The following is a 26,991-nucleotide window of genomic DNA, read 5'->3' on the forward strand; positions in this document are numbered from 1 at the left end:
AAAAATGAAAAGCATTGAGAAAGCTTATGGCGACAAAATTGTTTTGGATAATGTAAACTTGGAGATAAAGCCAGGCAAGTTTACAGCCTTTATCGGACCTAACGGTGCCGGTAAATCAACTCTTTTAAGCATTATGAGCCGTCTTTCAAAGAAAGATAAAGGTGTCTTAATGATAAAAGATAAAGAAATCGAAGCATGGTCTTCTGGCGAATTAGCCAAAGAATTAACCATGCTCAAACAACAACTCTACTATCAGATGAAATTGACGGTAGAAGAGTTGGTTGCTTTTGGTCGTTTTCCTTATAGTCACGGACGTTTGACGAAAAAAGACCAAGAGAAAATAGATGAAGCAATAACTTACATGGACTTGCAGCCGTTTAGAAAGCGGATGATTGACACGCTTTCTGGTGGGCAGTTACAACGCGTATTTATTGCTATGGTTTTAGCTCAAGATACGGACATCGTCCTTCTTGACGAACCGCTTAACAATCTGGATATTAAGCAAGGTATTTCGATGATGAAAATACTGCGTTCTCTAGTTGATGACTTAGGGAAAACGGTGATTATTGTCATTCATGATATCAATATTGCCAGCCAGTTTGTTGATGAAATGGTGGCGTTTAAGGATGGAAAAGTTTTCTGTTCGGGAACGCCTCATCAAGTTATGGTGAAGGAGATTTTAGACAATCTCTATGATATGGACCTTATTTTAGATGAGATTAATGGTAATAGGATTTGTGTTTACCAATAGAAAGTTTATATGGTGAAAACATGAAGAAGAAATTGACATTACTATTAACCGCAATGATGGTACTCGTTATGGCTGTATTTTTAGGTGCTTGTTCGTCAAGCTCTAGCTCAAATAGTACAAGCCAATCTAGTGACGCCTCTGAAGTGACGATTACAGATGCAACAGGAAAAGTCAGCGTAGCGACGAATCCTAAAAAAGTGGTTGTCCTTGATTTTGGTGTTGCGGATACTCTCCGTGCTTTAGGGTACGAAGATGTGATTGTTGGGATGCCGAAAGGGTCTGTACCAACGTATCTCTCTGATTTAACTTCTAAAGATTCTATTACTGACGTCGGAAATTTAAAAGAAGTTAATTTGGAAACTATTGCAAATCTAGAACCTGACTTAATTATCGCTTCTGGACGAACATCAAGTCAATTGGAAGACTTCCAAGAAATCGCACCGACAATTTATTTTTCAACAGATACGAGTGATTATTGGAATTCTGTTCAAAAGAACGTTACGGAATTAGCTAAAATTTTCGGTAGTTCTGCCAAGAAAGAAGCCAAAAGTCAATTATCAGATATTGATGATTTGATTGAAGAAACAGCAGAGAAAAATGCTGACACGACCAAAACAACGTTAATGTTGATGCTTAATGAGGGCAATATGTCAGGTATTGCTGCTGATGGACGTTATTCATTTGTTTATGAGGACCTTGGATTTAAAGCAACCGATTTGGAAATTGAAGAATCAAGCCACGGTGCTAAAGACAGTTCAAGTTCTTCAAGCTCATCAAGTTCATCATCAGACACGAGTTCTTCATCAAGATCAAGCAATCAATATCACGGTTCTGGTCTAAGTTATGAAAGTATTAGTGAAGTCAACCCAGATATTATTTTTGTCGTTGACCGCACTTTGGCTATTGGGGGAGATGACTCAGCCAATTCAGATATTTTAAATAATGATTTGATTCAGGCAACGAATGCAGGTCAAAATAATAAAATCATTACCTTAACATCAGACCTTTGGTATTTGTCTGGTGGAGGTTTGGAATCAACCAAACTAATGATTGAAGAAGTTGCAGCATACGCAGGTAACTAAATCCTAATTGACCATAATCTCTCTAATACACATAGATAAGAGAAATTTTCTCAACCATAAAAAGCCTAAGAAAGTAACATTTCTAGGCTTTTTCGTTTTCTTCAACAGTTTGTGTTTTCGCAAGATAGACACCGATTAAAGTGATAACAATAGCTATGACTGATTGGAGATTTAGATTTTCTTGGAAAATCACCCAAGCGTAAAGTGCCGCAACAACAGGCTGTGATAGGGTGATTAAAGAAGATAGGCTGGCATTGACTTTACCGAGACAGTAAGCTAGTAACCCTTGCCCAAGAATTTGGGAGACGAGAGCCAAAGCCAAAAGTGGCAAAAGCTCTGCTATATTTTGTGGTAGGTAAAATCCTTCGGTCAAGAAAATCACAACAGCAAGCACTAACAGTGTTCCAAAGGCACTAAAAAACATAATCACGTTAGATTTGACGGTGTCGCGCAATTGATAAACGGTAATCATAAACATGGCGTAAAAAATAGAAGCGCCAAGACTAAGAGAATCACCGAGCAAACGGTCAGACGATAGACTGACTTTATTTGCCATAAGCACCAAAACACCGACCAAAGTTACCAAACCACCTAATAAAAATTTAGGAGTCATTTTTTCCTTGAAGAGAAAATAACTCACTGGGATAACCGTAAAAGGTGTTAAATTGACTAATAAATTGGCATTGGCAACGCTAGTGTAAGAAAAGGAACTGTTCCAAAAGGTCAAATCTCCTGCTAAGAACGCCCCTGCCAGAATAATGGTCATTATCTGTTTACGATTAAGCGCCTGCACATCTGATTTCTTGATAAAGGGCAGCAGCATCGGAATTGAAAATAAGACACGATAAAAGCCCGTATTGATTGGTGGGAGCGGGCTTAGTTTGACAAATATACCACCAGTAGCTAAAAAACAAATGGCTAAAAAGATTAGACAAATGTCTTTAATTGAATTACAACGATTTCTTTTCATGACATTTTCACCTCGCTCTAAATTGTAATAAATAAGTGGTATAATAAAAAGTACCAGTATTACAAAATTTTTAGGTGCCACTTTGGAGGAAATTGTGATTCATCTTAATCGAAAAAAGGGAAGTGCTCCCCTGTATCAACAAATTTATCAGCAAGTCAAATCGGATATTCTCTTGGGATACTTGTCACCAAATGAGAAAATTTTAGGCACACGAACATTGGCTAAAATGCTTGGTGTCAGTCGTAATACGGTTGACCGAGCCTATATGCAGCTGACTTTGGAAGGTTACATCGAAAGTCGCCAAAATGCGGGATTTTATGTCTTGAAATTGCCCAAGGCTTTTCAGTCAGAAAAAACGTTTACGGAAGAATTTTCAGATACGAAAAAACAAGCGACAGACGAGCATATTATCTATGATTTAACCAACAGCAGCCATACCAGTAATCTTTTTCCTAAGAAAGTGTGGAAGAAGCATTATCAAAATGCCATTGAGCAGTTAGATGAGGCAGAAAAATTATATACATTGCAGCCATTTCAAGGGGATTTTAGACTGAGAAAGGAAATCAGTCGTTATCTGGAGAGGATTCGTGGAGTGAGGTGCCAGCCGAGTCAGATTATCATTACCAGCGGTTTGCAACAATCGTTAGATTATATTTGTCAATTTTTAGGAGATACGCAAAAATCCGTTTTAATGGAAGAACCAAGCTATCCAAAGGCGCGAGAAATTTTCAAGAAAAATGCGTATCCTATCGTAACGGCAAAGGTTGATGAGAAAGGTTTAAATCTGGAGAACATTGACGAGAACGCAAGGATTGAAATGATTTACACCACACCCTCACACCAATTTCCTTTGGGCATGATTATGCCGATTTCCAGACGTCAGGAGCTTTTAGCTTTTGCTCAAGAAAAGGATTCGTTTATCATTGAAGATGATTACGATAGTGAGCTGCGTTACTACGAGCGACCAATACCTGCTCTGAAATCAATTGATTATCTTGACCGTGTCATTTATTTGGGCACTTTTTCAAAAATTCTGTCACCGTCATTTCGGATGAGCTATATCGTTTTGCCTGATCAATTTACAGAAACTTTCTTAGAAAAATTTCAGCTGTACAATAGCACGGTGAATCTTCTTAATCAAATTGCGCTGGCTAATATTTTATCAAGTGGTGATTATGACCGCTTGGTGCGCAAAATGAATCATGTTTTTAAGAAGCGTTACGAGGCATTCAAAAAGGAATTTGAACAGTTTCAGTCGCCGATAAAGCTTTCATCAAATGTCAGCGGTCAATATTTTTTGGTGACTTTTCCAGATAAAATCAATCAGTGTGATTTGATAAAACAAGCTGAAAACGAAGGGGTTCGTGTTTACGATACCATGCAATTCTGGCAAGAAAAGGCAGCTTGTCCGCAGGAAAGTCTTTTTCTTGGGTTTAGTAAAATTGATTTGGAAAATATCCCAGATTGTGTCAGTCGCCTTAGACGAGCTTGGGATTGACCGCAGCATTTCATTGAGGAATTCTTCCAAGCAGATTAAGAGACTGAAAGCGGCGATTTTGCTATACTATCCTTATATGTTATAAAAGGAGCTTTCGCATGAAATATATTGTCAATAACTCCCATAATCCTGCCTACAATGTGGCTTTGGAAGCTTACGCTTTTCGTGAATTGTTAGCTGAAGATGAGCTTTTCATTCTTTGGATTAATGAGCCAACGATTGTTATTGGTAAACACCAAAATGCTATCGAAGAAATTAACAAAACTTACACAGATGAACATGGTATTCATGTGGTTCGTCGCTTGTCAGGTGGCGGTGCGGTTTACCATGACCTCAATAATTTGAATTACACGATTATTTCTAATAAATCACAAGAAGGGGCTTTTGATTTTAAGACCTTTTCCCAACCTGTCATTGAAACGCTAGCTGATTTAGGGGTGACAGCGACTTTTACGGGACGTAATGACCTCGAAATTGACGGAAAGAAATTTTGTGGTAATGCGCAAGCCTATTATAAAGGACGAATGATGCACCATGGTTGTCTGTTATTTGACGTGGATATGACTGTTCTTGGAAATGCCCTGCAAGTTTCAAAAGATAAAATTGAATCCAAAGGGGTTAAATCTGTGCGTGCGCGTGTGACCAATATCTTAGATGAATTGCCAGAAAAAATGACTGTTGAAGCCTTTTCAAATCAATTGTTAAATAAAATGAAAGAATCTTATCCTGATATGACAGAATATGTCTTTTCTGATGATGAACTGAAAAATATTCAAGCCTTGGCTGACCAACAATTTGGCACTTGGGACTGGACTTACGGAGAAGCACCAGAATATACAATTAAACGCTCTGTTCGTTACCCAGCAGGAAAAATCACCACATATGCTAATGTTGAAAAATCAGTCATTAAAGGAATGAAACTTTACGGTGACTTCTTTGGCATCAAAGATGTGGCTGACATTGAACAAGCCCTAATCGGACTTCGCTACGAATACCCAGATGTCCTAGCCAAACTCCAAACAATTGATACCACCCAATACTTTACCAACATCACTCCACAAGAAATCGCCAAAGCAATCGTGGAGTGAGGGGATTAAACAAGTGAATAAAGGGTTGATTTTCTTTTGAAATGACATGAAACTTACACTAAAAGCACCTAACTGATGTAAGGTGCTTTTGTTGTTAACTATTTTAGTTTCATCGTATTATCCCAGACACTTTCTTGTGCAATTGTTGCCCCATCTGGTGTTTCGACATATAAATATGGAGTATCGCTATCTGAATAGTAATGATTCTCCTCAGCCCATTGCTTAAAGAAGCTGTATTTTAAATTTAACAGACTATCTACCAGCTGTTGGAGTTCGTTATCAGAATAGTATTTATATTCTTGTGGAACGATGACAGTCATAATTTCTTTGCTTACGTATCCTTCACTTACTTGGTCATTGCTGCCACTTGCATATAGTGTATTGTTTAATTGTTCTACATAATATTTTTGATAACTTTTGGCTCCTTCATCATCCAGATTAGACCAAGTGGCATATGATGAACTTGCTGTTGTACTGGATGTACTAGAACTTACACTAGATGAAGAGCTACTAGAATATGTAGAACTAGATGTTGAAGAAGTCTGACTTGTTGAAGTTGATGAAGCTTCGGTAACTTCTTCAGAATTTGAACTTGATGTGATAACGCTAGTTATGACAAGGACAACTAACAGACTAAGACCGATGATAATTGCAATCAGCTTATCATTTTTCTTTTCCAATTTGTAACTCCTTTTCAGCTTTTAACGTGGTTCAGTTTTTTGCACGTTTTCCTAATTTAGTCTAAGTAGTGCGTGTGTTTGGTAATCCATTGTTGCAATTTAATATTAAGCCAGAATGAGTAGATACCGATTGTAATGATAGTTAAAATGAGCCACTTAATCCAATTGCCAAAGAGTTGTGTGGCTGTTCCGTCAAAGGCTAGACGGTGTCCGTCAATAACAGTATGTTTGACTTTCCAGTTTATCATGATACAAATGCCCCAAGGTGCGCAGATTCCAAGGGTTAAAATGGTAATCAACCCAGCTAAAATGCTGTGCCCAACGTAACTTAATAAACCACCGTCAAAATAACTTTCTCGTTTCATCCTATCAATCTCCTTTGTATTAAATGATTGCTTTACGCAAAAACGTTATTAGTGTAGCATATTGAACACAGCTATGCAAGATGATATGAGTAAAAACAAACAAAAACCACCAAAATTTGCATTTTAGTGGTTATTATTTATGTTGAAAAGTGTTATTGTTTTTCGATTTCTTCACGCATTATTTTGAGAAATTGTTTGGTACTTGGGGATTGCGTGTTTTGTTTTTTCCAGAGAATTTGCAGGGTGTCGTGATTATTTTCAGCAAATGGAACAAAGGTTAAGTCGCTATCTGGATATGAGGTGTCGATAATGTTGCCAAGGCAAAGAGCGATTCCCACACCAGCTTTGACGAGAAGTGAAGCATTATAGAGCAGATTATAGGTTGCAACAATACGATAATCTCCTAAACCAGCCAATGCGCTAGGTTCTGTACTCGTTTGAGCAGAAGTGATAAGTGGGTAAGCCAGCGCATCGGCGAGGTTTGGCTTTTCAATCAGCGTCAACGGATGCCCTTTAGGCACCAAGGCTCCCCAGCGGTCACGATTGTCAAGGGCTAGGTGATTGTATTTTTTGATATCGTAACTACCAATGGTAATTCCCAAGTCATAAACGCCTTTATTTAAATGTTCGAGAATGTCATCTGCGTTACCACTGCGAATATGGACACGAATATCTGGATATTGTTCGGTTAGCGTTTTGATAGCACGGGCAACAATATCAAGCGACGGGCTTTCGGCGGCTCCGATGTAAATATCACCAGCAATGCTATCTGATTTTCGAATGTTATTTTCAGTTTTTTCAACCAATGCTAGAATTTCAATGGCACGGTTGTAAAGGTATTGCCCGTCATCGGTCAATTGAATTTCACGGCTGCCTCGGTGAAATAAAATCGTGTCTAATTCATCTTCTAATTCCTTAATTTGTCGTGAGAGTGTTGGTTGTGTCACGTGCAGAGCGTCAGCTGCATTGGAAATGCTTTTGGTCTGCACAATTGTGACAAAATAATTAAGCACACGAATATCCATAATGTCCTCTTTCTATGCTTTTTAGTTATATAAACTATATTATATAAGTATTTGTCATGGTTATTATATCGTGATAAAGTAGCTTTGTAAAATGAAGTGGTCAAATGATTTTAAAAAATAAACATTAATGCTTGACTTTGAGTGGACTCCAAGGTGTACACTGAATGGCGTTTCGGTCTTAAAAAAGACTTTGAAAAAATGGAGGGATAAGAATGACAGATATTAATCAAAAATTATTGACAGGAGAACGTGCCTGTTTTAAAGCAGAAAATGCGACCATTACCCAATCAGTATTTGCGGATGGCGAATCACCGTTAAAGGAAAGTCGTCATATTGTTTTGGAAAATGATATTTTCCGTTGGAAATACCCACTTTGGTATTCACGTGATGTCAAAGCACGAAAGATTCAGTTGCTTGACACAGCGCGTTCAGGTATCTGGTACACGCACCAAATCAACATTTCTGACAGTATCATTCAAGCACCTAAGACATTTCGTCGTAGCTCTGCCATTGTTCTGGAAAATGTCCAAATGCCAAATGCTCAAGAAAGTCTCTGGTCATGCGAGGACATTAAGTTGACTAATGTTAATATAACGGGTGATTATTTTGGCATGAATAGTAAGCATATCAAGGCGGATAATGTGACGATTACAGGAAATTATTGCTTTGACGGTGCTGAAAATGTTGAGATTTCAAATAGCACTTTGTTGTCAAAAGATGCTTTTTGGAATTGTAAACACGTGGTTGTGCGTGATTCGACAATCGTAGGCGAATATCTTGCTTGGAATTCAGAAGATATCACGTTTATCAATTGTACGATTGAAAGCAATCAGGGGCTTTGTTATATGAAACACGTGACTTTGGAGAATTGCCAGCTGATTAATTCGGATTTAGTATTTGAATACGTTGAGGATTTGCGGGCAGATATTCATTCTGACATTATTAGCATTAAAAATCCAATTTCTGGGAACATCACAGCAGATGCCATTGGTGAGATTATTTTTGACGACCCAGAAATCAATGCCAATCAAACAACCATTTCATTGAGAAAGGATGTGCTTGCGCGTGCCTAAGTATCATTTTGATAAAATTGTCAATCGTCGTAAAGTGAATTCCTATAAATGGGATGTTGGTGAGAATGAACTCCCAATGTGGGTTGCGGATATGGATTTTGATACGGCGCCAGAAATTAAAATTGCCCTGCAAAAGCGCATTGAGCAAGGCGCTCTTGGTTACAATACTGTGCCAGATTCTTTCTTTGAAGCCTATATTTCTTGGTGGCAAAACCGTCATGATTTCATACTTCAAAAAGATTGGTTGATGTTTTGCACGGGAGCTGTTCCTGCCATTTCATCAATTGTTCGTAAAATGACTAAGCCAAGTGATAAGGTGTTGCTTTTGACGCCTATTTATAATATTTTTTACAATTCTATTTTGAACAATGGACGAGAAGTGTTGGAAAGCCCTTTGGTCTATAAGGACGGAAATTATCAGCTTGATTATGATGATTTGGAAAATAAGCTAGTGCAATCCGAGACGACGTTGATGATTTTTTGCAATCCTCACAATCCGACAGGTTATGTTTGGACAAAGGCAGAGCTTGAGAAAATTGGTCAGCTTTGTTTGAAACATGATGTCCTTATTTTATCAGACGAAGTGCATTGTGATTTGACACATCCTGATAGCTATTATACGCCGTTTGCATCGGTATCAGAAGAAATCGCAAATATCACTATGACTTGCTTAGCGCCGTCAAAAGCTTTTAATATTGCTGGTTTGCAAACGTCGGTAATTTCTGTGCCAAATGAAGCCCTTCGTAAACGCGTCAATCGTGGCATCAATACGGACGAAGTGGCTGAGCCAAATTCTTTTGCCATTCAAGCAACAGAAGCAGCTTTCAATGAAGCAGGGCAATGGTTAGATGAGCTTAACGAGTACTTGGCAAAAAATCGTGCTTACTTGATTGAGCAAGTGACGACAGCTTTTCCAAAAATCAAAATCGTTCCAGCAAAGGCGACTTATCTTGCTTGGCTTGACTGCTCTGCTATTTCACAAAATACAACAGCATTATGTGCCTTTATTCGTCAAAAAACAGGTTTAATCCTATCTGACGGTGACATTTTTGGTGGCAATGGTAAACTTTTCATCAGGTGGAATTATGCTTGTCCGCTTGAAGTGTTAGTTGACGGTGTTGAACGTTTTAAAAAAGCGGTCAAAGAGTACAAGGAGTAATAAATGAAAAAATTGGGGTGTTTTATCTTAGTTATGATGTTTTTGGGTTTGTCTGCTTGTAGTAGTGTACAAGATAATCAGCAGAGTGAGCAAACGCAAACAACAACGACAAGTAAAACAGAGGAAGAAAAAATGGTAACAGCTACGGTTAATGGAGAGACATTTACAATCACGTTAAATCAGTCACAAGCAGCGCAGGAATTTTTAAATCTTTTGCCCCTAACACTTGATATGCGAGATGTAAACGGTAATGAAAAATATGCGGTGCTCAACCAAACATTTACAAACGATGATAAAAAAGCAGGAACGATTCACGCTGGTGATTTGAAATTATGGTCTGGCGACGGTTTGGTTCTTTTCTATGATGATTTTCCCTCATCTTACCAATATACAGACTTAGGAACGATGTCAGATAGTCAAGGCTTGGCAGAAGCTCTTGGGTCTGGGGACGTTACTATTACCTTTGAGGTCGTCGAGTGATGCGCCCAATAACAGTAACCATTGCAGAAGAAATATTTGAGCTTTCCTTAGAAAATAATGCTAGCGCGCAAGCTTTTTCTGAACTTTTGCCACTTGAATTGGAAATGGTTGATGTGAATGGCAATGAGAAATTTTATTTACTAGCTGACCACCTACCAAGTCAAGAACGCTGTTCTTGTTTGATAAAAGCAGGTGATTTATTACTATGTCAGACAAATGAATTAACCTTTTTCTATGATGATAGTAAAACCTGCTTTAAATACACTTATCTAGGACACGTTAAAGACAGCCAGAATTTCAGAAAAGCCATGACAGGCAAAATAATTACCGTTATTTTTGAGGAAAAGTAAAGTAACTTTGACCATTTCGTGAAATCGCCGCCCATTTTTGCTATAATGTTTGAAAAAAGAAATGATGGGGTGGCAACCTATGACAAAAATGAGACGTCGTGACCGTGAAGTGACTGACTTGACAGAAATCAAAGCTATTGTTGAGAAAAATATGATTTTGCATTTAGGGCTTTTTGATGAGGAATTTCCTTACGTTGTCCCTTTGCATTATGGTTATGAATACCGTGAAGAAACTGACCAGTTTATTTTTTACACACACGGTGCGAGACAAGGGCATAAAATTGATTTAATCCACCAAAATCCCAATGTTTGTGTTCAGATTGAGGGAGAAGCGGTGCCCGATTACGACTATGACGTGCCTTGTAAATACGGTGCTTTCTTTAGTTCGTTTATCGGACGTGGAAAAGCAGAGCTTCTCGAAGATTCAGAGCAAAAAGCCTACGCCCTTAATCTACTCATGCAGCACCAAGCTGGCAAAACATTTGAATTCACCGAAAAAATGACAAAACCAGTCGGCGTGATTAAGATTGTGATTGACCAATATTCCGCCAAAGCTAAGACAATGATGCCTAAAGAATAATAGAAAAACAACTAATCTAAAGCAGATTGGTTGTTTTTTTGTTAATAAAGATAAAAAATTGAAAAATTCCCTTGACTTGGAGCTAACTCAAAGGTGTAAAGTAATAGATGACGTTAGAAAGAGGAGGAAATTATGGAAAGTGACGTAGTCGCAACACAGCAAAAAACGTATTTTTTTGGTAATCGTGATTTGGCTAAATTGTTTATTCCTTTGATTATTGAACAAGGATTGGAATATCTGGTGGGCTTAATCGCCTCGATTTTAGTTTCAAGAGCTGGTGAAGCAGCGGTGTCGGGTGTTTCTCTTGTGGAGTTTCTCATGGCGCTCTTTATCAGTATTTTTGCTGCTTTTGCAACTGGTGGCGGTATTGTTGCAGGTCAATACTTAGGTGACCGTGATGGTAAAAATGCTAATAAAGCTGTCAATCAATTAGCGAAATTTACCCTTATCTTTAGTATCGTGATTACGGTTTTTATTTTTGCCATTAAACCGTTAATTTTAAATCATTTGTTTGGCTCAATTACGCCAGCAGTTCATGCCCAAGCCAATCGGTATTTTAATATCGTTGCCTTATCGACACCATTTATTGCCATGTATAATTGTGGCGCAGCGATTTTTAGAACCTTAAACAAATCACGCTTGCCGATGAATATTATGTTGGTCATGAATGGCTTGAATATTTTAATGGGGATTAGTTTGACTTATGGTCTCGGTTGGGGTGTCGAAGGTGTTGCTGTGCCGATTTTGCTATCACGTGTTGGTGCCATGGTGCTAGTTCTTTGGTTTGCACATCACTTGACATCTGAATTAACTTTGGGAAACTTTTTGCGTGAAAAAGTTGACTGGCAGATGATTAAAAAAGTTCTTGGTATTGGACTACCATTTGGGTTTGAAAATGGCATGTTCTTTCTTGGTCGCTTGATTGTGTTATCAATTGTGTCTTTATTTGGAACAGCGGCGATAGCGGCTAATTCGGTTGGTGGAACGATTATCATGTTCCAAGCGCTTCCAGGAATTTCTATCGTGCTAGGTTTAGCAGTTATCATTTCAAAATGCGTTGGTGCTGGGGATTATGAGCAAGCAGAGTACTATAAGCGTAAGGTTAGCCGAATTATTCATTTGGCAAATGGGGTGATTTCTTTGCTCATTATTGCTGCAATGCCATTATTGATGAAAATCTATGATTTGTCTGCGCAAGCAACGCAGTATGTTTGGATTATTGTCCTTGCACACGGTATTCTTGTTAGTATTTTTTGGAATTCTGGCTATGTGTTACCTGTTGTTTTTCGTAGTGCTGGGGATGCCAATTTTCCAATGGTAGTTAGCACGTTATCAATGCTATTAGCGCGTGTGGTATTTGCCTACATTTTTTCTGTTACGCTTGGTATGGGAATGCTAGGAACGTGGGCAGCTATGTTTTTAGATTGGTTTATCAAAGGAATCATCTATGAAATTCGCTACCGAAAAGGAACATGGAAAAATTACAAGTTAGTCTAGGAAAAACAAAATAATTTAAAAAAATTTTTGAAAAAACCTTGACTTGGAGTTAACTTAAAGGTGTAAAGTATAAGTCGTTGTAGAAAGGAAGAGAAAATGAAGAAACCTTATATCGTTTGTCATATGATGACCTCATTGGACGGTCGAATTGATTGTACAATGACCTCAAAAATTAAAGGTGTGGAGGCTTACTATGATAGTTTAGCTAAACTTGACGCGCCATCAACACTAAGTGGTAAAGTAACAGGCATGCTTGAAATGGCAGAATATGGTGAGTTCCATGCGACGAATGCAAGACCGCTTGGAAAAGAAGATTTTTCAAAGAAAGTGTCGGCAGAAGGCTATGAAATTATCGTTGATACAAAGGGAACATTGCTTTGGCGAGATGATTCGAGCTATGAGAAGCCTCACCTTATCATCACTAGTGAAGCTGTCTCAACAGACTATTTGGATTATTTAGACAGCAAACACATTTCCTGGATTGCCTGCGGTAAGGAGAAAATCAATCTTGCACGTGCCATGGAAATTTTGACTGAAGAATTTGCCGTTTCACGTTTAGCGGTTGTTGGTGGCGGACACATCAATGCGGGATTCTTGCAGGCAGGGCTTTTAGACGAGATTAGCCTTCTTATCGGTCTTGGAATTGACGGTAGAGAAGGCATGGCAAGTGTCTTTGACGGCTTTTCTATGGAAACCGAACCAACAGCGGTTACTTTAAAAGAGGTAAAAACCTATCCAGACGGTGCCATTTGGCTCCGCTACACGCCCGAAAATTAACAATCAAACCTTGTATTCTAGCAAGGAAATTTTAGAAGAAAAACATGCCTTTTAAGCATAATATCTATAAAATATAAGTATTTGTAATATCTGATAACCTTTGTTATCATAACTTTAGAATAAAGAGAGGAAAAAAGAACATGACTGAACAATTACATTTAACCCAAGAATGGGACAAAGCTTTTCCAAAAAGTGATAAGGTTGACCACAAAAAAGTGACTTTCCATAACCACTTTGGAATTACTTTAGTTGCTGATATGTACACTCCGAAAAATGCTTCAGGCAAATTGCCAGCCCTTGCTGTTTCAGGACCTTTTGGAGCTGTGAAAGAACAATCTTCAGGGCTCTATGCTCAAGAAATGGCAGAACGCGGGTTCTTGACAATTGCATTTGACCCATCTTACACAGGAGAATCAGCTGGTTTCCCACGTTATATGCAATCACCTGATGTGAATACAGAAGATTTTCAAGCAGCAGTTGATTACCTTTCAACACTTGAAAATGTTGACGTAGATAAAATCGGTATTATCGGTATCTGTGGTTGGGGTGGCATTGCGCTTAATGCAGCGGCTATTGATCCACGTATCAAAGTAACAGTTGTTTCAACAATGTACGATATGTCTCGTGTGACTGGAAATGGTTATTTTGATGCGTCAGATAATGAGGAATCACGTTACCAAATGCGCTTAGCGCTTGCTAACCAACGTACAGAAGATTACAAGAATGATAGCTACAAATTAGCTAGTGGTGTGGTTGATCCATTGCCAGAAGATGCACCACAATTTGTCAAAGATTATTATGCTTATTACAAACAACCACGTGGTTACCATGCTCGTAGTCTTAATTCAAACAACGGTTGGGCAATTCAATCAAACACAAGTTTCTTAAACACACGTTTCCTTTATTACACTAATGAAATCCGTAATGCTGTTTTGCTTGTTCATGGCGATAAAGCACATTCATACTATATGGGAAAAGATGCTTTTGAAAAATTGACAGGCGACAACAAGAAAATGATTTCTGTTGCAGGTGCTAGTCATTGCGACCTTTACGACCAAAAAGACATTATTCCATTTGATGATATTGAAAACTTCATCAACGAAAACTTATCAAAATAATCTATCCTAAAATTTAACAAAACTTCCTACTTTCTTTGCACATAAAAGGGTTCCGTTACGTTTAACGGAACCCTTTTTAATTATGCTTGTTTAGTGTTTGGTTTAGTCATAGAATGATGTTTTGAAAAATTCTGTGGTTGGTGAGTTAAACTAAGCAATGAAAAATGATTTGTTTTGTTGTGTTTTTGATTTGTCAATTGATGACGGTTTAGAACAAGGTTTTGGCGAGAAGTTGCTGCTTGTCTGAAAAATACTTGTTGGGTCATTCTTGTTTGCATTTGTGGGAAATACGTTCTAGCTACTGGTTGTTGATTGTGATGAGAAACAAAGAAATCGTTGGCTGGTGCAGTCGGTGCTTTGCTAGTCTCTTCATTTGTTTCTTCAGAAGTTGTGTCATCTGTTGTAGTTTGCTCACTTGAATCAGAATCAGCTTCGTCTGATGTAGTCTGTTCACTAGTTTCAGAATCTGTTTCGTCTGCCGTTTCTGTGTCTGTGGTGTCAGCTTCATTTTCAGTATCATCAGTCGTTGTTTCATCAGATGAATTTTCGGTGTCAGAGGTCGTTTCTTCATTTTCTACCGTATTGTCAGTCGTTTCTGTTTCAGCATCAGAGGTCTCATCTTCGGTAGTCTCAGTTGCATTGTCCGTGTCAGTTGTTGGGAAATCAGGTGGTGTCATACCATCTGTTGGGAATGTTTCGTCGCTGTTTGGAAAATTACCATCAGAAAAGTCAGGCATTTCGCCAGAAAAATCACCGCCAGGCATTGGTCCGCCAGGACCGAATTGACTTTCAGTTGTTTCTGTGGTTGCTGTTGCTGTGGCTTGGTTACCGCTTGAAACGGTAATTGTATAAGTTTCACCGTCAACTAAATCAGCTGCGCTAAAGACGACATTTCCAAAATCAGCTGCGGCAGTCGTAGAAGCGATGACGTTTCCTGAACTATCAGTTACCGTAATTGTATCGCCAGCACTACCACTCACATTTGCCATAATATAAGCTTGCGTTGAGCCTGTGTCAAATGCTTGTGCCATACCTTGATTTCCAATTGCCCAGACAGTTCCACCTGTGATAATACCTGTGTTGTCATAATCAAGAGCAGCATTGTCAACACTTGTTAAACAGAACCGCTAGAAATTGTCAGATAGCCATTGCTATCTAGCCCATCACCGTCCGCAATAACATAAACAGTTGCCCCAGCGATATTAATGGCGACATCATTTTCAATATCATCTGTTGAATTGGTTAGATTTGTCAAATCAGCCTTTTCTTTTGTTGTCCACTCAGTCGCATTAATGCCATCATCACCAGCACTAATGGTAATTGTACCGCCAGTTAAATTAATGTAGCGCCCTTCAATGCCTTCGTCGCCAGAAGTGATTGTCACAACAGAAGTTCCTTCAATGGTAACTTGGTCGGTTGCGGTAATGCCTTTATCCGTTGATGTGATAGTGACTGTTGAATCAGAAATCGTTAAATCACCAGAATTGACATCGGTGTCATCTTCGATTTGAATCCCGTCATCTTCAGCAGAAATCACGATAGCAGAGTTTGTAATGGTAACGGCACTAGTGGCGTGAATACCATCGCTTGTTGTTGATGTGAGATTGAGATTAGCATCAGAAATGATAATACTACCAGCTTTCAAAGCGTGTTTGGCAGAGCTTGAGACGGTCAAAGTGCTACTATTTTTACTAGAAATACGAAGAACACCTTCGGCAGCGATAGCAGTTGTCAAATCGGAAGAAATGCTACTATCGGACAGCACGATAATGTTGAGGTCACCGCTAGAAGAGATAGAACTGTTTGTTAATGTGGTGTTGTCCAAGTTAAGTGTTACGGCATCAGTAACACTAGAATCTACTGTAATTGTATAGCCGTCACCATTACCTGTAATGGTATATGTTCCTGCGCTAGTAATCGTAATGACAGAACCAGAGATTGTTATACCGTCGGAGTCACTAGTAGCTGTGTCGTTATCAATAGAAATGGTTGCGACACTTGTATCGTCAGCAGTGGTCGTTTCAGTATCTGTTGAAGTAGCGACATCTGTGGCTGTGCTATCGTCATCAGTTGTATTTTCGTTATTATCTGATTCGCTGCCATCACCGTCAGTTGCCTCTGTGCTGTCTGAAGCACTTGTGTCGCTGGTAGCGTCAGCTTGTGTTTCTTGTTCGGTTGAAGTGTCGTTTTCGTCTGACTCGGTTACACTAGTTGCCGTATCAGCCTTGTCAGAATCGGTACTTTCGCTTGTTGCTTCAGTTGTATCAGCTTCATCAGCAATAGCAGTGCTTTCTGTCTCACTTGTTGCTTCATTTGAAGTCGTCGATTCAGAGGTTGCTTGTTCGCTAGAATCATCGCTAGTTGAACTATCGGTAGTAGCCACAAGGTCATTTGCCGTCGCAGCTGTTGTTTCATCGGCAGAAACGGTTCCAGCAGAAGCAAAGAGCGCAATAGCACCAACAAGGATGATTCCTGAAACTAAACCGTGTTTAGATTTTCGTTTCACTTCGTGCCCTTTTGCTTGTCCAATAGCAGAGCGATTTAAAAGATGTCGTTTGTTCATAAATAAGAACTTCCTCTCTTTATAGAATACCCTTTCATTTTATAAAGCATTACTTAAGCATTTCTAAAATGTCATATGACAGTTTGGTATGTAATATTAATAATAAATGACAAAAATCTCCTAAAATACGATTAAATTGGATTAAAAAACGCCCTAAAGGCGTCAGAATAAAAATTTATGAGGAAGCTCCAAATTTTAAAAATATTCACTGAGAAATACGTAAACAAATAAAGCTAAGCACTTTGTCTTAGCTTTATTTTCAAAACTGATTTTAAGTCGTTTTACAGTCAAAGAAGTTGTAAATGTATTCGATAATTGCAAGGATAACAAAACCAATTGCAACCAATCCAAGTGTGCCTGAGGCACTTGTTTGCCCAAAGATACCAGCAATGGCATTTACCATTGGTGCGGCAAAAGCAGCACCGAGATTGATTCCCATAAGAATGACCGATGTGGTTAAGGTACCACCATTTTTAGGACCGACTTGTGCCACGCGAAGAAAAGCTTGTGGGAACACCCAACCAAAGAATAAACCAGCAATGATAACGCCTGTTGTTACCAAAGCAACGTTTGTCGCTGTGGCTACCAAGTAGAAACCAAATGCAATACCAGTATAGGCAACTGGTAAAATAAAGTTACCAATTAATTTTGAAACTGGTGCGTAAAGAAGGGCTGCTACCATGGAAGACAAACCAAGTAAAGCAAGAATTGATGACGCAGCAGACGGAGAGAATAATCCTGTTTCTTGTCCGAGCACTGCCATTTTGATCGTCATCATGAGAAACATAGCAAAAGTAACCATGAAAAGAAGAGCAAGTAAGAGAATATGACCACTCACAGCATCTTTAAAGCTATTCTTAGGCATTTCCACATCATCAGCTTTTTTATCATCAGGAATGGTTACAAATAGCCAAATAAGAATTAATGGAATAAGACCAACAAAGAAACCAGTAAAGGCAGTTCGCCAACCGCTGATAATTAAGGCTGAAAGGAGAAAAACAAAAGCGGCATTTCCTAGATTTTGTGCGGTATTTTGCAAACCGAGCATTCCTTTTAACTGCTGACCATCGTAAAATTGATACATCAAACTGACAGAATAAGGATTAAATAGCCCAATCCCTAGTCCCATTAATAAACGTGCGGCAATAATGATTGGAAAACTAGAGACAACTGCAGGAAGAACACCACCGATGATGTAAAGTGACAATCCAAACAAAATAGTCCGTTTAATTCCAAATTTATTTCCAATAGCTTCTGTAAATAAAATCAAAACCAGAACGCTAAAATTTGGCAATGTTGAAATCAATTCAATCGTTGATTGTGAGACATTTGGGAATTGCTCTGCAAGCTGTGTGTTAGCAATTGAAATAGAGGGAGCTGTCTGTGCCAAAAGTGATAGAGATAAGAGTGAGGCTTTGAAAAGCCAAGAAGAAGCATTGACTGTTTTTTGTGACATGGGGATAACCTCCGTCTGATTAATTAAAAATTAGTTATTTTCTGTAATATCTTTAACAGCAGCCAAACCAGCTAAACGACCAGAGGTCCATGAGAATCCTGAAGCCAGTCCTTCATAAGCTGGGTAATTGCGAGGGGCATAATAACCACCAGCATTGGCACCACCAGTATAAAGACCAGGAATAGCTTTCATATGAACATCAAGCACACGGAGATCTTTGTCAACTCGAACGCCACCGACCGTGCCTAGGTAAACAACTTGTCCAATAAAAGCATAGTAAGGTCCGTTTTCAACGGCATATTTCAAAGAATCAACTGATTTGCTAAATTGTTTATCATTTTGTGAATGGATTGCGGTATTATATTCAGCGATAGTCAGTTTAAAGGCGGCAACATCGAATCCTGCATTTTGGGCTAATTCCTCAATGGTATCTCCTTTAAATGCGATTCCTTGTTGGACTGCCTCATCAGCAAGAGCAACGAAATCCCCCTTGGCATCGGAAGCGCCAGGACCAGACTTAGAAATTAAAAGTTGTGGCTGCTTGGTGTAACTGTCAAGCGTTGCTTTATCCATGACATAGAAATATTTTGAGCCGACCCCATAAGCAGCATTTGACCATTGTACGGTATCATAAACCACATCCTCATTTGTAAAACGAGAACCGTTTGGGTCAACCCATAGAAGTGGAGATAACAGTAATTGTGTTAATGGAGAATCATTAAAGCCAGCTAATTGTTTTCCTTTAGTATCTTGACTGACAACGGATTCTGCCATTTGTGCGGCATGAATCAGAGCAGCGCCATCAATATTTACCGCACCTGCATTTTCCATGGCTGACAGACCTTCACCAAAATTCGGAACGCCAAGAGAGCGCAAATTAACTGTTCGCATGACTTTAGCGACACGACGTTTATCCGCACCAAAACCACCAGTTGTGATAATGCTAGCTTTAGCATGGACAATAATTTCTTCTCCATTTTCATCAACTGCTGTTAAACCTGTAACACGACCAGAAGTGTCTTGGAGCAATTCTTTCATGGTAACACCAAAGATAAATTGTGCTCCTTCAGCTTCAATAGATTTTTGAACGGCTGGGAAAGTACGATTTTTATCCATATACATATGGTAAGAACCACCACGATATTTATTATTACGGTGAGCAAATTGTGTCGTATTTTCCACAGGATTCAGTTGAATTTCCATACCAAGCTGTTTGAGTTCCTCAAGAGTTTCTTTAGCGTGCTCAACCACATTTTTTAAAAGTGCCCCATTTGAAAGGTAATGGTTATGCTCTTGCAATTGGTCGATAGCTTCCTGCGTGGTTAGTTGATAGCCAAGCGCTTTTTGTTCATCCGTTCCAACCGCAAAGAAGCCAGAAGAAATTTTAGTATTGCCACCGACTTGTGCTAGTTTTTCAAGAACGAGAACACTAAGACCGTTTTGAGCAGCAGCATGAGCGGCAGACAATCCAGCTCCGCCTGCACCAGCAACCACGACATCAACAGTATATTCTTTAACCATATGAAATTCCTCGCTTTGTTTTTTGTGCTATAATTATAAGTGAAAAAAATCACGTTTGTAAGCCCTTTAAATATCTTATAATATGACTTAAAATAACTTTTACGAGGAAAATGATGCTAAAAAAGATATATAATTGTCAGGAATATATGCTCAATGAGCCGATGTTACCGCAAGAGAAAGAGCGAAAGCATCTCTATATTTTGGAAAGTTTGTCACAAGTTAGGGTAAATACTCCCAAAGGTGACATGACGATGCAGCCTTATGATGTTTTGGTGGGGCAAAGTTTAATGGGATTTCATTTAAACTCTCATGACCGCAACCCATTGTTATTACGGCTTTATTCGATTGAATTTGACTTACCGTCACCGCTTAATCGATACACAGTGGGGGATAATCCGCTTATCCATGATTTAATGAATGAAAACAAATCGAGCAAGGCTTATATTCTATTTACCCACTTAACCGCTAAAATTTGTCATGCTTATTTAGATGCAATTGAGCAGCTAGAACAGCTAGCGCAGGATGATGATAAATATGTTCATTTTCAAAAGCAGAAAATAGCAGGGCTATTGTTTACCGAATTGTTGCGTGACCATGAGAATAAGGTATCCAAATCAGGGTCACAATTTCCAAGTGCTCAAGTCAAATATGCGAGTCAAGAAACACAATCTGGTATGATTATGCAATATGTGACGGAAAATATCCAAACCGTCACGTTAAAGGAGACAGCAGCTCATTTTTCTTACCAGCCCAATTATTTTTCACGCCTTTGCCAAAATCTTTTTGGGGTGACCTTTAACGAACTAAAAACGCATATAAAATTAGAATTAGCCAAAGAACAACTGCGTCTGACGACGAAAAGTTTGGATGAAATTAGTCAAGAACTGGGCTATAAAGCTATTTCTAATTTTCATCGTAATTTTAAAGCACAGACAGGTTTGACTCCACGAGAATACCGTCAAGAAAGCCGTTTACCAAATTTTGAGGACTAAATTAGTTATTGAAATAACTTAAAAAGCTATCTAAAGTCATATTTTTAGATAGTTTTTTTCTGTTCTAGAAAAAGCGTTTTCAGGTATAATGAAATTGTTATACAAATCACAACGGCTAATGAGATTTAGTTGATAAGGCTTGAAAACGGAAAAACTTTGTTTGCCATGCCAAAAGCCACTTTTTTTAAGCTGATGATTTTTTCAAGTAAGAAGGTAAAAGGAGACGACTATGACAAGATTAATAGCCCTTGTTGGAACAAATTCTGACAAGTCAACCAATCGTCAATTGTTGAGCTATATTGCCAAACATTTTGCGGATAAAGCTGATATTGAACTTATGGAAATTAAGGATATTCCACTTTTTAACAAAGGGTTGATGCATTCTATTCCGACTAGTGTTCAAGAAAAAGAGGCAAAAATTGCAGCAGCGGACGGTGTTATCATTGCCACGCCAGAGTATGACCACTCTATTCCAGCGGCTTTGCAAAATGCTCTGGAATGGTTTTCGGTAGGGCAACATCCATTTGTTGACAAGCCAGTCATGATTGTAGGAGTATCTTATGGCACGCTAGGTTCTTCACGTGCTCAAGCTCAGCTTCGTCAAATCTTAGATGCCCCAGAATTACGTGCTTATATTATGCCAAGCTCGGAATATCATCTGGCACATTCTTTGCAAGCATTTGATGAAAGCGGTGCGTTGAAAGATTCTGAGCAAATAAGACGTTTAGAAGCCTTGTTTACAGATTTTCTAGTGTTTATCAAAATCACAAGTCAACTGACAGAAACACATGCGCAGCACCAAAAAGAAGTTGAAGCTTTTTCATGGGAAGAATTGGAGCAGTAAGAGAGGAGAATTTTAACATGAAAATCGTTGGAATCGTAGGGTCTAATGCACCTTTTTCACATAATCGTCTCTTGTTGCAGTATATCGGTTATAAGTTTTGGCAGCTTTTTGATTTAGAAATTTTAGAGATTACAGATGTGCCACTTTTTAACCAATCAGATGACCAAACAGATAATCCTGTTATTCAAAATTTGGCTCATAAAATTGCAGCAGCAGACGGCGTTATCATCGCGACACCTGAACATAATCATACCACAAGTGCAGCTTTAAAAAGCACGATTGAATGGCTTTCCTACCAAATTCATCCCTTTGATGGCAAACCAGTTATGATTGTAGGAGCCTCTTATTATCAACAAGGGTCATCACGGGCACAGTTACACCTTCGTCAAATTCTTGATTCCCCAGGTGTTAATGCCATGGTTTTACCAGGAAATGAGTTTCTCCTTGGAAATGCTAAAGAAGCCTTTGACAGTCATTATCATTTGAAAAATGAAGCAACAATCAATTTCTTAGGAACTTGTTTAGAAAATTTTGTGAAGTATGTTGGTTTGGTAAACGGACTGAATGCCCCAAACGAAGAAATTCTCAAACCTGCTGGAGCTAACGAAAGTACACCAGTATCTACGGATGCTAATTCAGGTGCTTCAGCTAGTTGGAATGCGAGTGTAGCCCCAGTAGCCAAGCCTATCACCTCTAACTCAACATCCCCATTTGATAAAACACTAGACGACATCTTTGGTCCTGATTTAGGCATTGAAGGAAAAGATATTTTAGATACAGTAGCTTTAGATTAAAAACAAAAACGCCTTTATGGCGTTTTTTTGATTAATTAAGCAATTGCTGATAAAGATTTAATTCCTCGTCCTCGTCAACGTTAAAGATAATTTTATTAACAAATTGGCTGTGTTCTAAAAAGTCTTTTGTGGTTTGAATGGCAATTCTTGCCGCATTTTCATTAATAAAATGAACTTCATCATCTGTTGCAAGAGATGATAGAGCAACAGATTCAAGATGATTTTTTTCTGCCAACGTTAGACAAGATAAATAACTTTTAGCAAGTAAATCTTCATCAATTGGCGTCAAATGTTCGTTGATAGCAGGGCTAACGGTGTGAAGCACAAATTTGGCAGGCAAGTTATAAGCTGGCGTAATTTTTGCCGTTCCAGTTGGTTCATCATGACCTTGTTCTTGCATGAGTTTGTAGCAATCCAGACGAAGTTGCACACCAGCATAGGTATGAATAGCATTGTCAGCGCAGTCATGAAGCGGTTGGAAACAACCAAGCATACGGCGATTAGCAGCATTGACAATGGCATCCACCTTGAGACGCGTAATATCACCTTTCCAAACATAAAGGCGGTCGTCTGTCGGAATGGGTTGCAGATGATTCAAGAAAACAACGACACGCTCTGCTTTTTTGAGTTGTAGATAGTTGTTTTGCATATCCAAAAAGCTGCTTGAAACCGCCATTGGTGGACGAACATTAAGAAGAGCACGTAATAATGTTTCCTGACCAGCTAAGTCACTAGGGACATCAATTGCTCTAAATTGTGGATTTTCCTTAATCAGGTAATCTAGAAGGTAGGTCACCATTTCTTTTTTTGTCATATGGTCTCCTTAGCATAATAAAATCGCTTTCCTAAGCATAAGTATATCACCTTTTTAAGGAATTAGCATTAAGAAAAATGAAAAAATCTGAAAATGACAAATGGAAATCTGTGCAGCAGTAACGAATTCCTATTTTTTGATAATCAATTCCAATGCTTTTTGTAATTTTTCTTCTTGTTTTTCTTTATCCTCAACTGGATTTTCGATGATTTGATTGATTTTGTTGCTAATAACGATACCCATGGTACGGTTAATACTAGAACGAACAGCAGTTAATTGTGTCACGATATCGATACATTCTTTATCGTCCTCAATCATTTTTTGAATCCCACGCAGTTGCCCCTCGGCACGTTTTAAACGATTAATGATGTCTTTGTTATCTGTTGCCATAAGCCCTCCTTTGACTGCTATTATACCGATATGGGGTATTATTTGTCAAACCCAAGACATTATCGTTGACAGTAAATTGTAGGATGTGATATTATCAAAATATACCCATAGGGGTATTTATCGATAGAGAGGAGACAAGGTTATTTTTCTAAAAAAATTATTTTCATCATCGATAAAAAATATTGATGTTACGGAACTTCAACGACTTTTAGATAAAGATATTGTGTTATTAGACGTTCGAACAGCTCAAGAATACGCTAGGGGGCATATTAAAGGAGCTCGGTCATATCCTTTAGACCGTTTGAATACCTATCAGGGTACCAAAGATAAGCCAATTTATCTTATTTGTCATTCTGGAGCTCGCAGCAAACGTGGCGCAAAATTATTACAACAAAAAGGCTATGAAGCCATTTCGGTTAAAGGCGGTATGATGGCTTGGCATAGAAAAATTATCGGAGGAAATAAATGACTAAAATTTTAATTGTTGGTGGTGTCGCAGGTGGGATGTCAGCAGCGACTCGTTTACGTCGCTTAATGGAGAACGCTGAAATCATTGTATTTGACAAAGGACCTTACGTTTCATTTGCCAACTGTGGGCTTCCATTTCACGTTTCTGGGGAAATAGCAGAGCGTGAAAGTCTTATCGTACAGACACCAGAACGTTTGAAAGCACGATTTGCTATTGACGTTCGACCAGAATCAGAAGTGGTGGCAGTTGATACGGATAAGAAAACCATCACAGTTCGCCATGCGGATAAAGTCTATACAGAATCATACGACAAACTGATTTTGTCACCAGGTGCCAAACCAGTTGTTCCTCAAATGGAAGGGCTAGATAGTGCTGATAACGTGTTTGTGCTTCGCAATATTCCTGACTTGGATAAGATTCTGAATGCATTAAACGACACCAAAGCTAAACGTGCCACTGTTATTGGTGCTGGATTTATCGGACTTGAAATGGCAGAAAATTTGGCTAAAAAAGGCTTGCAAGTGACAATCGTTGAAAAGGCACCGCATGTTTTGCCACCGTTAGATGAAGAAATGGCAGCTTTTGTTAAGGATGAATTGACACGAAACGGCATAACGGTTTACACTAATCAATCTGCCAAAGCTTTCAAGGATAATGGAAAAGTTATCATTCTTGAAGATGGTAGTGAGCTACTATCTGATATTACTATCATGTCAGTTGGGGTTCAACCAGAATCAAATTTAGCCAAAGAAGCAGGTCTTAAACTTGGTATGCGTGGGGGGATTCTTGTTAATGAGTATTATCAAACCAGCAATCCAGATATTTACGCTGTTGGAGATGCCATTATTGTCAAGCAAGAAATCACTGGTCAAGATGCGCTTATTTCTCTAGCTAGCCCAGCAAACCGTCAAGGTCGCCAAGTTGCGGATAATATCGCTGGCATCGCTCGTCAAAATAAAGGAAGTATTGGAACAGCTATTGTTCGTGTCTTTGATTTGGCAGCTGCTTCAACAGGTTTGAGTGAACGCATAGCTCGCCAACAGTTTGAAGATGTTGCTGTTATTCATACGACATCAAAAGACCATGCTAGTTATTATCCCAATGCTAGCGACATCGTTTTGAAATTGATTTTTAATCAGAAAACGGGTGCTATTTATGGAGCACAAGCTGTTGGGCAAAAAGGCGTTGATAAGCGTATCGATATTCTAGCAACAGCGATAAAAGCAGGTCTGACGGTAGCTGATTTACCAGAATTGGAATTCACTTACGCACCGCCATTTGGCTCAGCTAAAGACCCAGTAAATATGACAGGATATGCTGCGCTTAACATTATGGAAGGCATTAGTGAAAATGTTCAATGGTATGCTTTATCAGATGAATTAGCCAAAGGAAAAATCTTGCTTGATGTTCGTACGAGAGAAGAAGTTTCACGCGGTCATTTTGCAAATAGTATTAACATACCACTTGATGAATTGCGTGACCGTTTAGCAGAATTAGACGCCAATCAAGAATACATTATCAGTTGCCACAGTGGGCTTCGTTCTTACATTGGGGAACGTATTTTGAAGCAAAATGGCTTTAAGATTCAAAATCTTGATGGTGCTTATTTCCTTTATAGTACTGTCAAACCAGAGGAGATTGTTCATGATTAAAACAATTACAGCTAGAGAATTACAAGAAAAAATAAGCAAAAAGAAGCTGCATTTGCTTGATGTTCGTGAGAAAGTAGAATACGCCATGGGACATGTGCCAACAGCGGTTAATCTACCTTTAAGCGAATTTGTATCAGGCTACCAAAGACTTGATAAGGACAAGGTTTATCATATCATTTGCCAAAGTGGCTCACGTTCTGAGCAGGCAGCGGTTTTCTTATCCCAACAAGGCTATCAAGTTGTCAATGTCGCAGGTGGCACATCTGCTTGGACAGGAGTATTGGAATACTAAAATAGTTGACATCATTAAGCAAGGCTACTGGTCTTGCTTTTATGTTATAATCAATCTATGATTGATAAGAATAATATGTTACAAAATGCAGAAAAGTTTGTTTATGATAAATTGCATACAGATACCAGTGGGCATGATTGGTGGCATGTGGTGCGCGTGAGAAATACAGCGCGTGAGTTGGCAGAAAAAGAAGGGGCAGACCAGTTTATTTGTGAATTGGCAGCGTTGCTTCATGATATGGCAGATGATAAGTTAAATGCTAATCCCGAGCAAGCTTTGACAGAGCTGAAAGCTTGGCTAATGCAACAAGAACTATCAGAAGAAGCTATTGAGCACATTATCCAAATTATCACGACCATGTCATTCAAAGGAAGTGGTCAAAGTGTTCCGCCAACTTTGGAAGGTAAGATTGTGCAAGATGCAGACCGTTTAGATGCCATTGGTGCAATTGGAATAGCGCGGTGTATGGTTTATTCGGGAAGCAAGGGACGTCCGATTCATGACCCAAGTAAGGTAGCACGTGACAATCTTAGTTTAGAAGATTATCGCAACGGGCAAGATACGGCAATCATGCATTTTACGAAAAGTTACTCAAACTTAAAGAGTTGATGAATACGGCTTATGCTAGAAAAATGGCAGAGCACCGTCACAAAGTTCTAGAAGAGTTTTTAATAGAATTTTACGCAGAATGGGACGGCAAGTTATAGGTTG

The 26,991-nt window shown here is 38.8% G+C and carries 25 protein-coding genes and 3 pseudogenes; 19 read left to right on the forward strand and 9 right to left on the reverse strand.

Annotation, left to right across the window (positions count from 1 at the left end; translation table 11 throughout):
- Positions 1–4 precede the first annotated feature (4 nt).
- On the forward strand, positions 5–751 hold the full coding sequence (locus BTR42_RS05010; RefSeq protein ID WP_394297451.1) for an iron ABC transporter ATP-binding protein: 747 nt from the start codon (positions 5–7) through the stop codon (positions 749–751).
- A gap of 20 nt (positions 752–771) precedes the next feature.
- Positions 772–1,833 (forward strand): siderophore ABC transporter substrate-binding protein, encoded by a 1,062-nt coding sequence (locus BTR42_RS05015; protein ID WP_077496660.1) that lies wholly within the window; start codon positions 772–774, stop codon positions 1,831–1,833.
- Between the two features lie 82 nt (positions 1,834–1,915).
- Here the strand turns inward: BTR42_RS05015 and BTR42_RS05020 are convergent, their stop codons facing one another.
- The gene (locus tag BTR42_RS05020; RefSeq protein ID WP_077496662.1) at positions 1,916–2,803 is read right to left on the reverse strand and encodes a DMT family transporter; all 888 of its coding nucleotides are present in this window, start codon (positions 2,801–2,803) and stop codon (positions 1,916–1,918) included.
- Between the two features lie 94 nt (positions 2,804–2,897).
- On the opposite strand from BTR42_RS05020, the gene pdxR reads away from it, so the two are divergent.
- Positions 2,898–4,301, forward strand: a complete 1,404-nt coding sequence (pdxR, locus tag BTR42_RS05025; protein WP_077498006.1) for a MocR-like pyridoxine biosynthesis transcription factor PdxR — start codon at positions 2,898–2,900, stop codon at positions 4,299–4,301.
- Positions 4,302–4,399: 98 nt separating this feature from the next.
- A complete protein-coding gene (locus tag BTR42_RS05030; RefSeq protein WP_012961821.1) occupies positions 4,400–5,389 on the forward strand; it encodes a lipoate--protein ligase in 990 nt (329 codons plus the stop codon).
- Between the two features lie 98 nt (positions 5,390–5,487).
- Here BTR42_RS05030 and BTR42_RS05035 read toward each other — a convergent pair whose 3' ends face one another.
- The 3 genes from BTR42_RS05035 to BTR42_RS05045 form a co-directional block, all read right to left on the reverse strand.
- Positions 5,488–6,069, reverse strand: a complete 582-nt coding sequence (locus BTR42_RS05035; RefSeq protein ID WP_077496664.1) for a hypothetical protein — start codon at positions 6,067–6,069, stop codon at positions 5,488–5,490.
- Between the two features lie 56 nt (positions 6,070–6,125).
- On the reverse strand, positions 6,126–6,434 hold the full coding sequence (locus BTR42_RS05040; RefSeq protein WP_009853992.1) for a DUF898 family protein: 309 nt from the start codon (positions 6,432–6,434) through the stop codon (positions 6,126–6,128).
- A gap of 152 nt (positions 6,435–6,586) precedes the next feature.
- A complete protein-coding gene (locus BTR42_RS05045) occupies positions 6,587–7,459 on the reverse strand; it encodes a LysR family transcriptional regulator (protein WP_077496666.1) in 873 nt (290 codons plus the stop codon).
- A gap of 212 nt (positions 7,460–7,671) precedes the next feature.
- On the opposite strand from BTR42_RS05045, the gene BTR42_RS05050 reads away from it, so the two are divergent.
- The 8 genes from BTR42_RS05050 to BTR42_RS05085 all read left to right on the forward strand — a co-directional run bounded on the left by BTR42_RS05050 (position 7,672) and on the right by BTR42_RS05085 (position 14,493).
- A complete protein-coding gene (locus BTR42_RS05050; protein ID WP_012961824.1) occupies positions 7,672–8,532 on the forward strand; it encodes a DUF3737 family protein in 861 nt (286 codons plus the stop codon).
- Positions 8,525–9,691 (forward strand): MalY/PatB family protein, encoded by a 1,167-nt coding sequence (locus BTR42_RS05055; RefSeq protein ID WP_077496668.1) that lies wholly within the window; start codon positions 8,525–8,527, stop codon positions 9,689–9,691. Before BTR42_RS05050 ends, BTR42_RS05055 begins: the two co-directional genes overlap by 8 nt.
- A 3-nt stretch (positions 9,692–9,694) precedes the next feature.
- The gene (locus tag BTR42_RS05060) at positions 9,695–10,171 is read left to right on the forward strand and encodes a cyclophilin-like fold protein (protein ID WP_064592652.1); all 477 of its coding nucleotides are present in this window, start codon (positions 9,695–9,697) and stop codon (positions 10,169–10,171) included.
- Entirely contained in the window at positions 10,171–10,521 is a 351-nt protein-coding gene (locus BTR42_RS05065) for a cyclophilin-like fold protein (protein WP_077496670.1), read from the forward strand. Before BTR42_RS05060 ends, BTR42_RS05065 begins: the two co-directional genes overlap by 1 nt.
- Positions 10,522–10,600: 79 nt before the next feature.
- A complete protein-coding gene (locus BTR42_RS05070) occupies positions 10,601–11,101 on the forward strand; it encodes a pyridoxamine 5'-phosphate oxidase family protein (protein WP_335755413.1) in 501 nt (166 codons plus the stop codon).
- Positions 11,102–11,233: 132 nt separating this feature from the next.
- Positions 11,234–12,598: an MATE family efflux transporter gene (locus BTR42_RS05075; protein ID WP_077496672.1), complete on the forward strand. Its 1,365-nt coding sequence runs from the start codon at positions 11,234–11,236 to the stop codon at positions 12,596–12,598.
- 96 nt (positions 12,599–12,694) lie between these two features.
- Positions 12,695–13,375, forward strand: coding sequence for a RibD family protein (locus BTR42_RS05080; RefSeq protein ID WP_077496674.1), 681 nt, complete (start codon positions 12,695–12,697; stop codon positions 13,373–13,375).
- Positions 13,376–13,515: 140 nt separating this feature from the next.
- Positions 13,516–14,493, forward strand: coding sequence for an alpha/beta hydrolase (locus BTR42_RS05085; RefSeq protein ID WP_077496676.1), 978 nt, complete (start codon positions 13,516–13,518; stop codon positions 14,491–14,493).
- A gap of 80 nt (positions 14,494–14,573) precedes the next feature.
- Here BTR42_RS05085 and BTR42_RS13030 read toward each other — a convergent pair.
- The 3 genes and pseudogenes from BTR42_RS13030 to BTR42_RS05100 all read right to left on the reverse strand — a co-directional run bounded on the left by BTR42_RS13030 (position 14,574) and on the right by BTR42_RS05100 (position 20,033).
- Positions 14,574–17,056, reverse strand: a pseudogene (locus BTR42_RS13030) (carbohydrate-binding domain-containing protein).
- A 271-nt stretch (positions 17,057–17,327) separates the two neighbouring features.
- Entirely contained in the window at positions 17,328–18,512 is a 1,185-nt protein-coding gene (locus tag BTR42_RS05095) for an MFS transporter (RefSeq protein WP_077496678.1), read from the reverse strand.
- 30 nt (positions 18,513–18,542) lie between these two features.
- Entirely contained in the window at positions 18,543–20,033 is a 1,491-nt protein-coding gene (locus BTR42_RS05100) for an FAD-dependent oxidoreductase (protein ID WP_077496679.1), read from the reverse strand.
- A gap of 113 nt (positions 20,034–20,146) precedes the next feature.
- On the opposite strand from BTR42_RS05100, the gene BTR42_RS05105 reads away from it, so the two are divergent.
- The 3 genes and pseudogenes from BTR42_RS05105 to BTR42_RS05115 all read left to right on the forward strand — a co-directional run.
- The gene (locus tag BTR42_RS05105; RefSeq protein ID WP_077496681.1) at positions 20,147–21,025 is read left to right on the forward strand and encodes a helix-turn-helix transcriptional regulator; all 879 of its coding nucleotides are present in this window, start codon (positions 20,147–20,149) and stop codon (positions 21,023–21,025) included.
- A 229-nt stretch (positions 21,026–21,254) separates the two neighbouring features.
- Positions 21,255–21,869: an NADPH-dependent FMN reductase gene (locus BTR42_RS05110; RefSeq protein ID WP_077496683.1), complete on the forward strand. Its 615-nt coding sequence runs from the start codon at positions 21,255–21,257 to the stop codon at positions 21,867–21,869.
- Between the two features lie 17 nt (positions 21,870–21,886).
- Positions 21,887–22,495: pseudogene (locus BTR42_RS05115) on the forward strand (NADPH-dependent FMN reductase); the annotation flags it as partial.
- Between the two features lie 199 nt (positions 22,496–22,694).
- On the opposite strand, the gene BTR42_RS05120 reads toward BTR42_RS05115, so the two are convergent.
- Positions 22,695–23,477: a protein-ADP-ribose hydrolase gene (locus BTR42_RS05120; protein WP_077496687.1), complete on the reverse strand. Its 783-nt coding sequence runs from the start codon at positions 23,475–23,477 to the stop codon at positions 22,695–22,697.
- A gap of 129 nt (positions 23,478–23,606) precedes the next feature.
- Positions 23,607–23,867, reverse strand: coding sequence for a metal-sensitive transcriptional regulator (locus tag BTR42_RS05125; protein ID WP_009854011.1), 261 nt, complete (start codon positions 23,865–23,867; stop codon positions 23,607–23,609).
- A 181-nt stretch (positions 23,868–24,048) separates the two neighbouring features.
- On the opposite strand from BTR42_RS05125, the gene BTR42_RS05130 reads away from it, so the two are divergent.
- The 4 genes and pseudogenes from BTR42_RS05130 to BTR42_RS05145 all read left to right on the forward strand — a co-directional run bounded on the left by BTR42_RS05130 (position 24,049) and on the right by BTR42_RS05145 (position 26,987).
- A complete protein-coding gene (locus BTR42_RS05130) occupies positions 24,049–24,336 on the forward strand; it encodes a rhodanese-like domain-containing protein (protein ID WP_326845432.1) in 288 nt (95 codons plus the stop codon).
- Positions 24,333–25,988 carry an FAD-dependent oxidoreductase gene (locus tag BTR42_RS05135; RefSeq protein WP_077496689.1) on the forward strand — a complete coding sequence of 552 codons (1,656 nt, stop codon included), beginning with the start codon at positions 24,333–24,335 and terminating at the stop codon, positions 25,986–25,988. The genes BTR42_RS05130 and BTR42_RS05135 overlap by 4 nt, the downstream gene beginning before the upstream one ends.
- On the forward strand, positions 25,981–26,280 hold the full coding sequence (locus BTR42_RS05140; RefSeq protein WP_077496691.1) for a rhodanese-like domain-containing protein: 300 nt from the start codon (positions 25,981–25,983) through the stop codon (positions 26,278–26,280). The genes BTR42_RS05135 and BTR42_RS05140 overlap by 8 nt, the downstream gene beginning before the upstream one ends.
- A 57-nt stretch (positions 26,281–26,337) precedes the next feature.
- Positions 26,338–26,987, forward strand: a pseudogene (locus tag BTR42_RS05145) (HD domain-containing protein).
- Positions 26,988–26,991: the final 4 nt, after the last annotated feature.

It is taken from the genome of Streptococcus gallolyticus subsp. gallolyticus DSM 16831 (genome assembly GCF_002000985.1).
Lineage (GTDB): Bacteria > Bacillota > Bacilli > Lactobacillales > Streptococcaceae > Streptococcus > Streptococcus gallolyticus.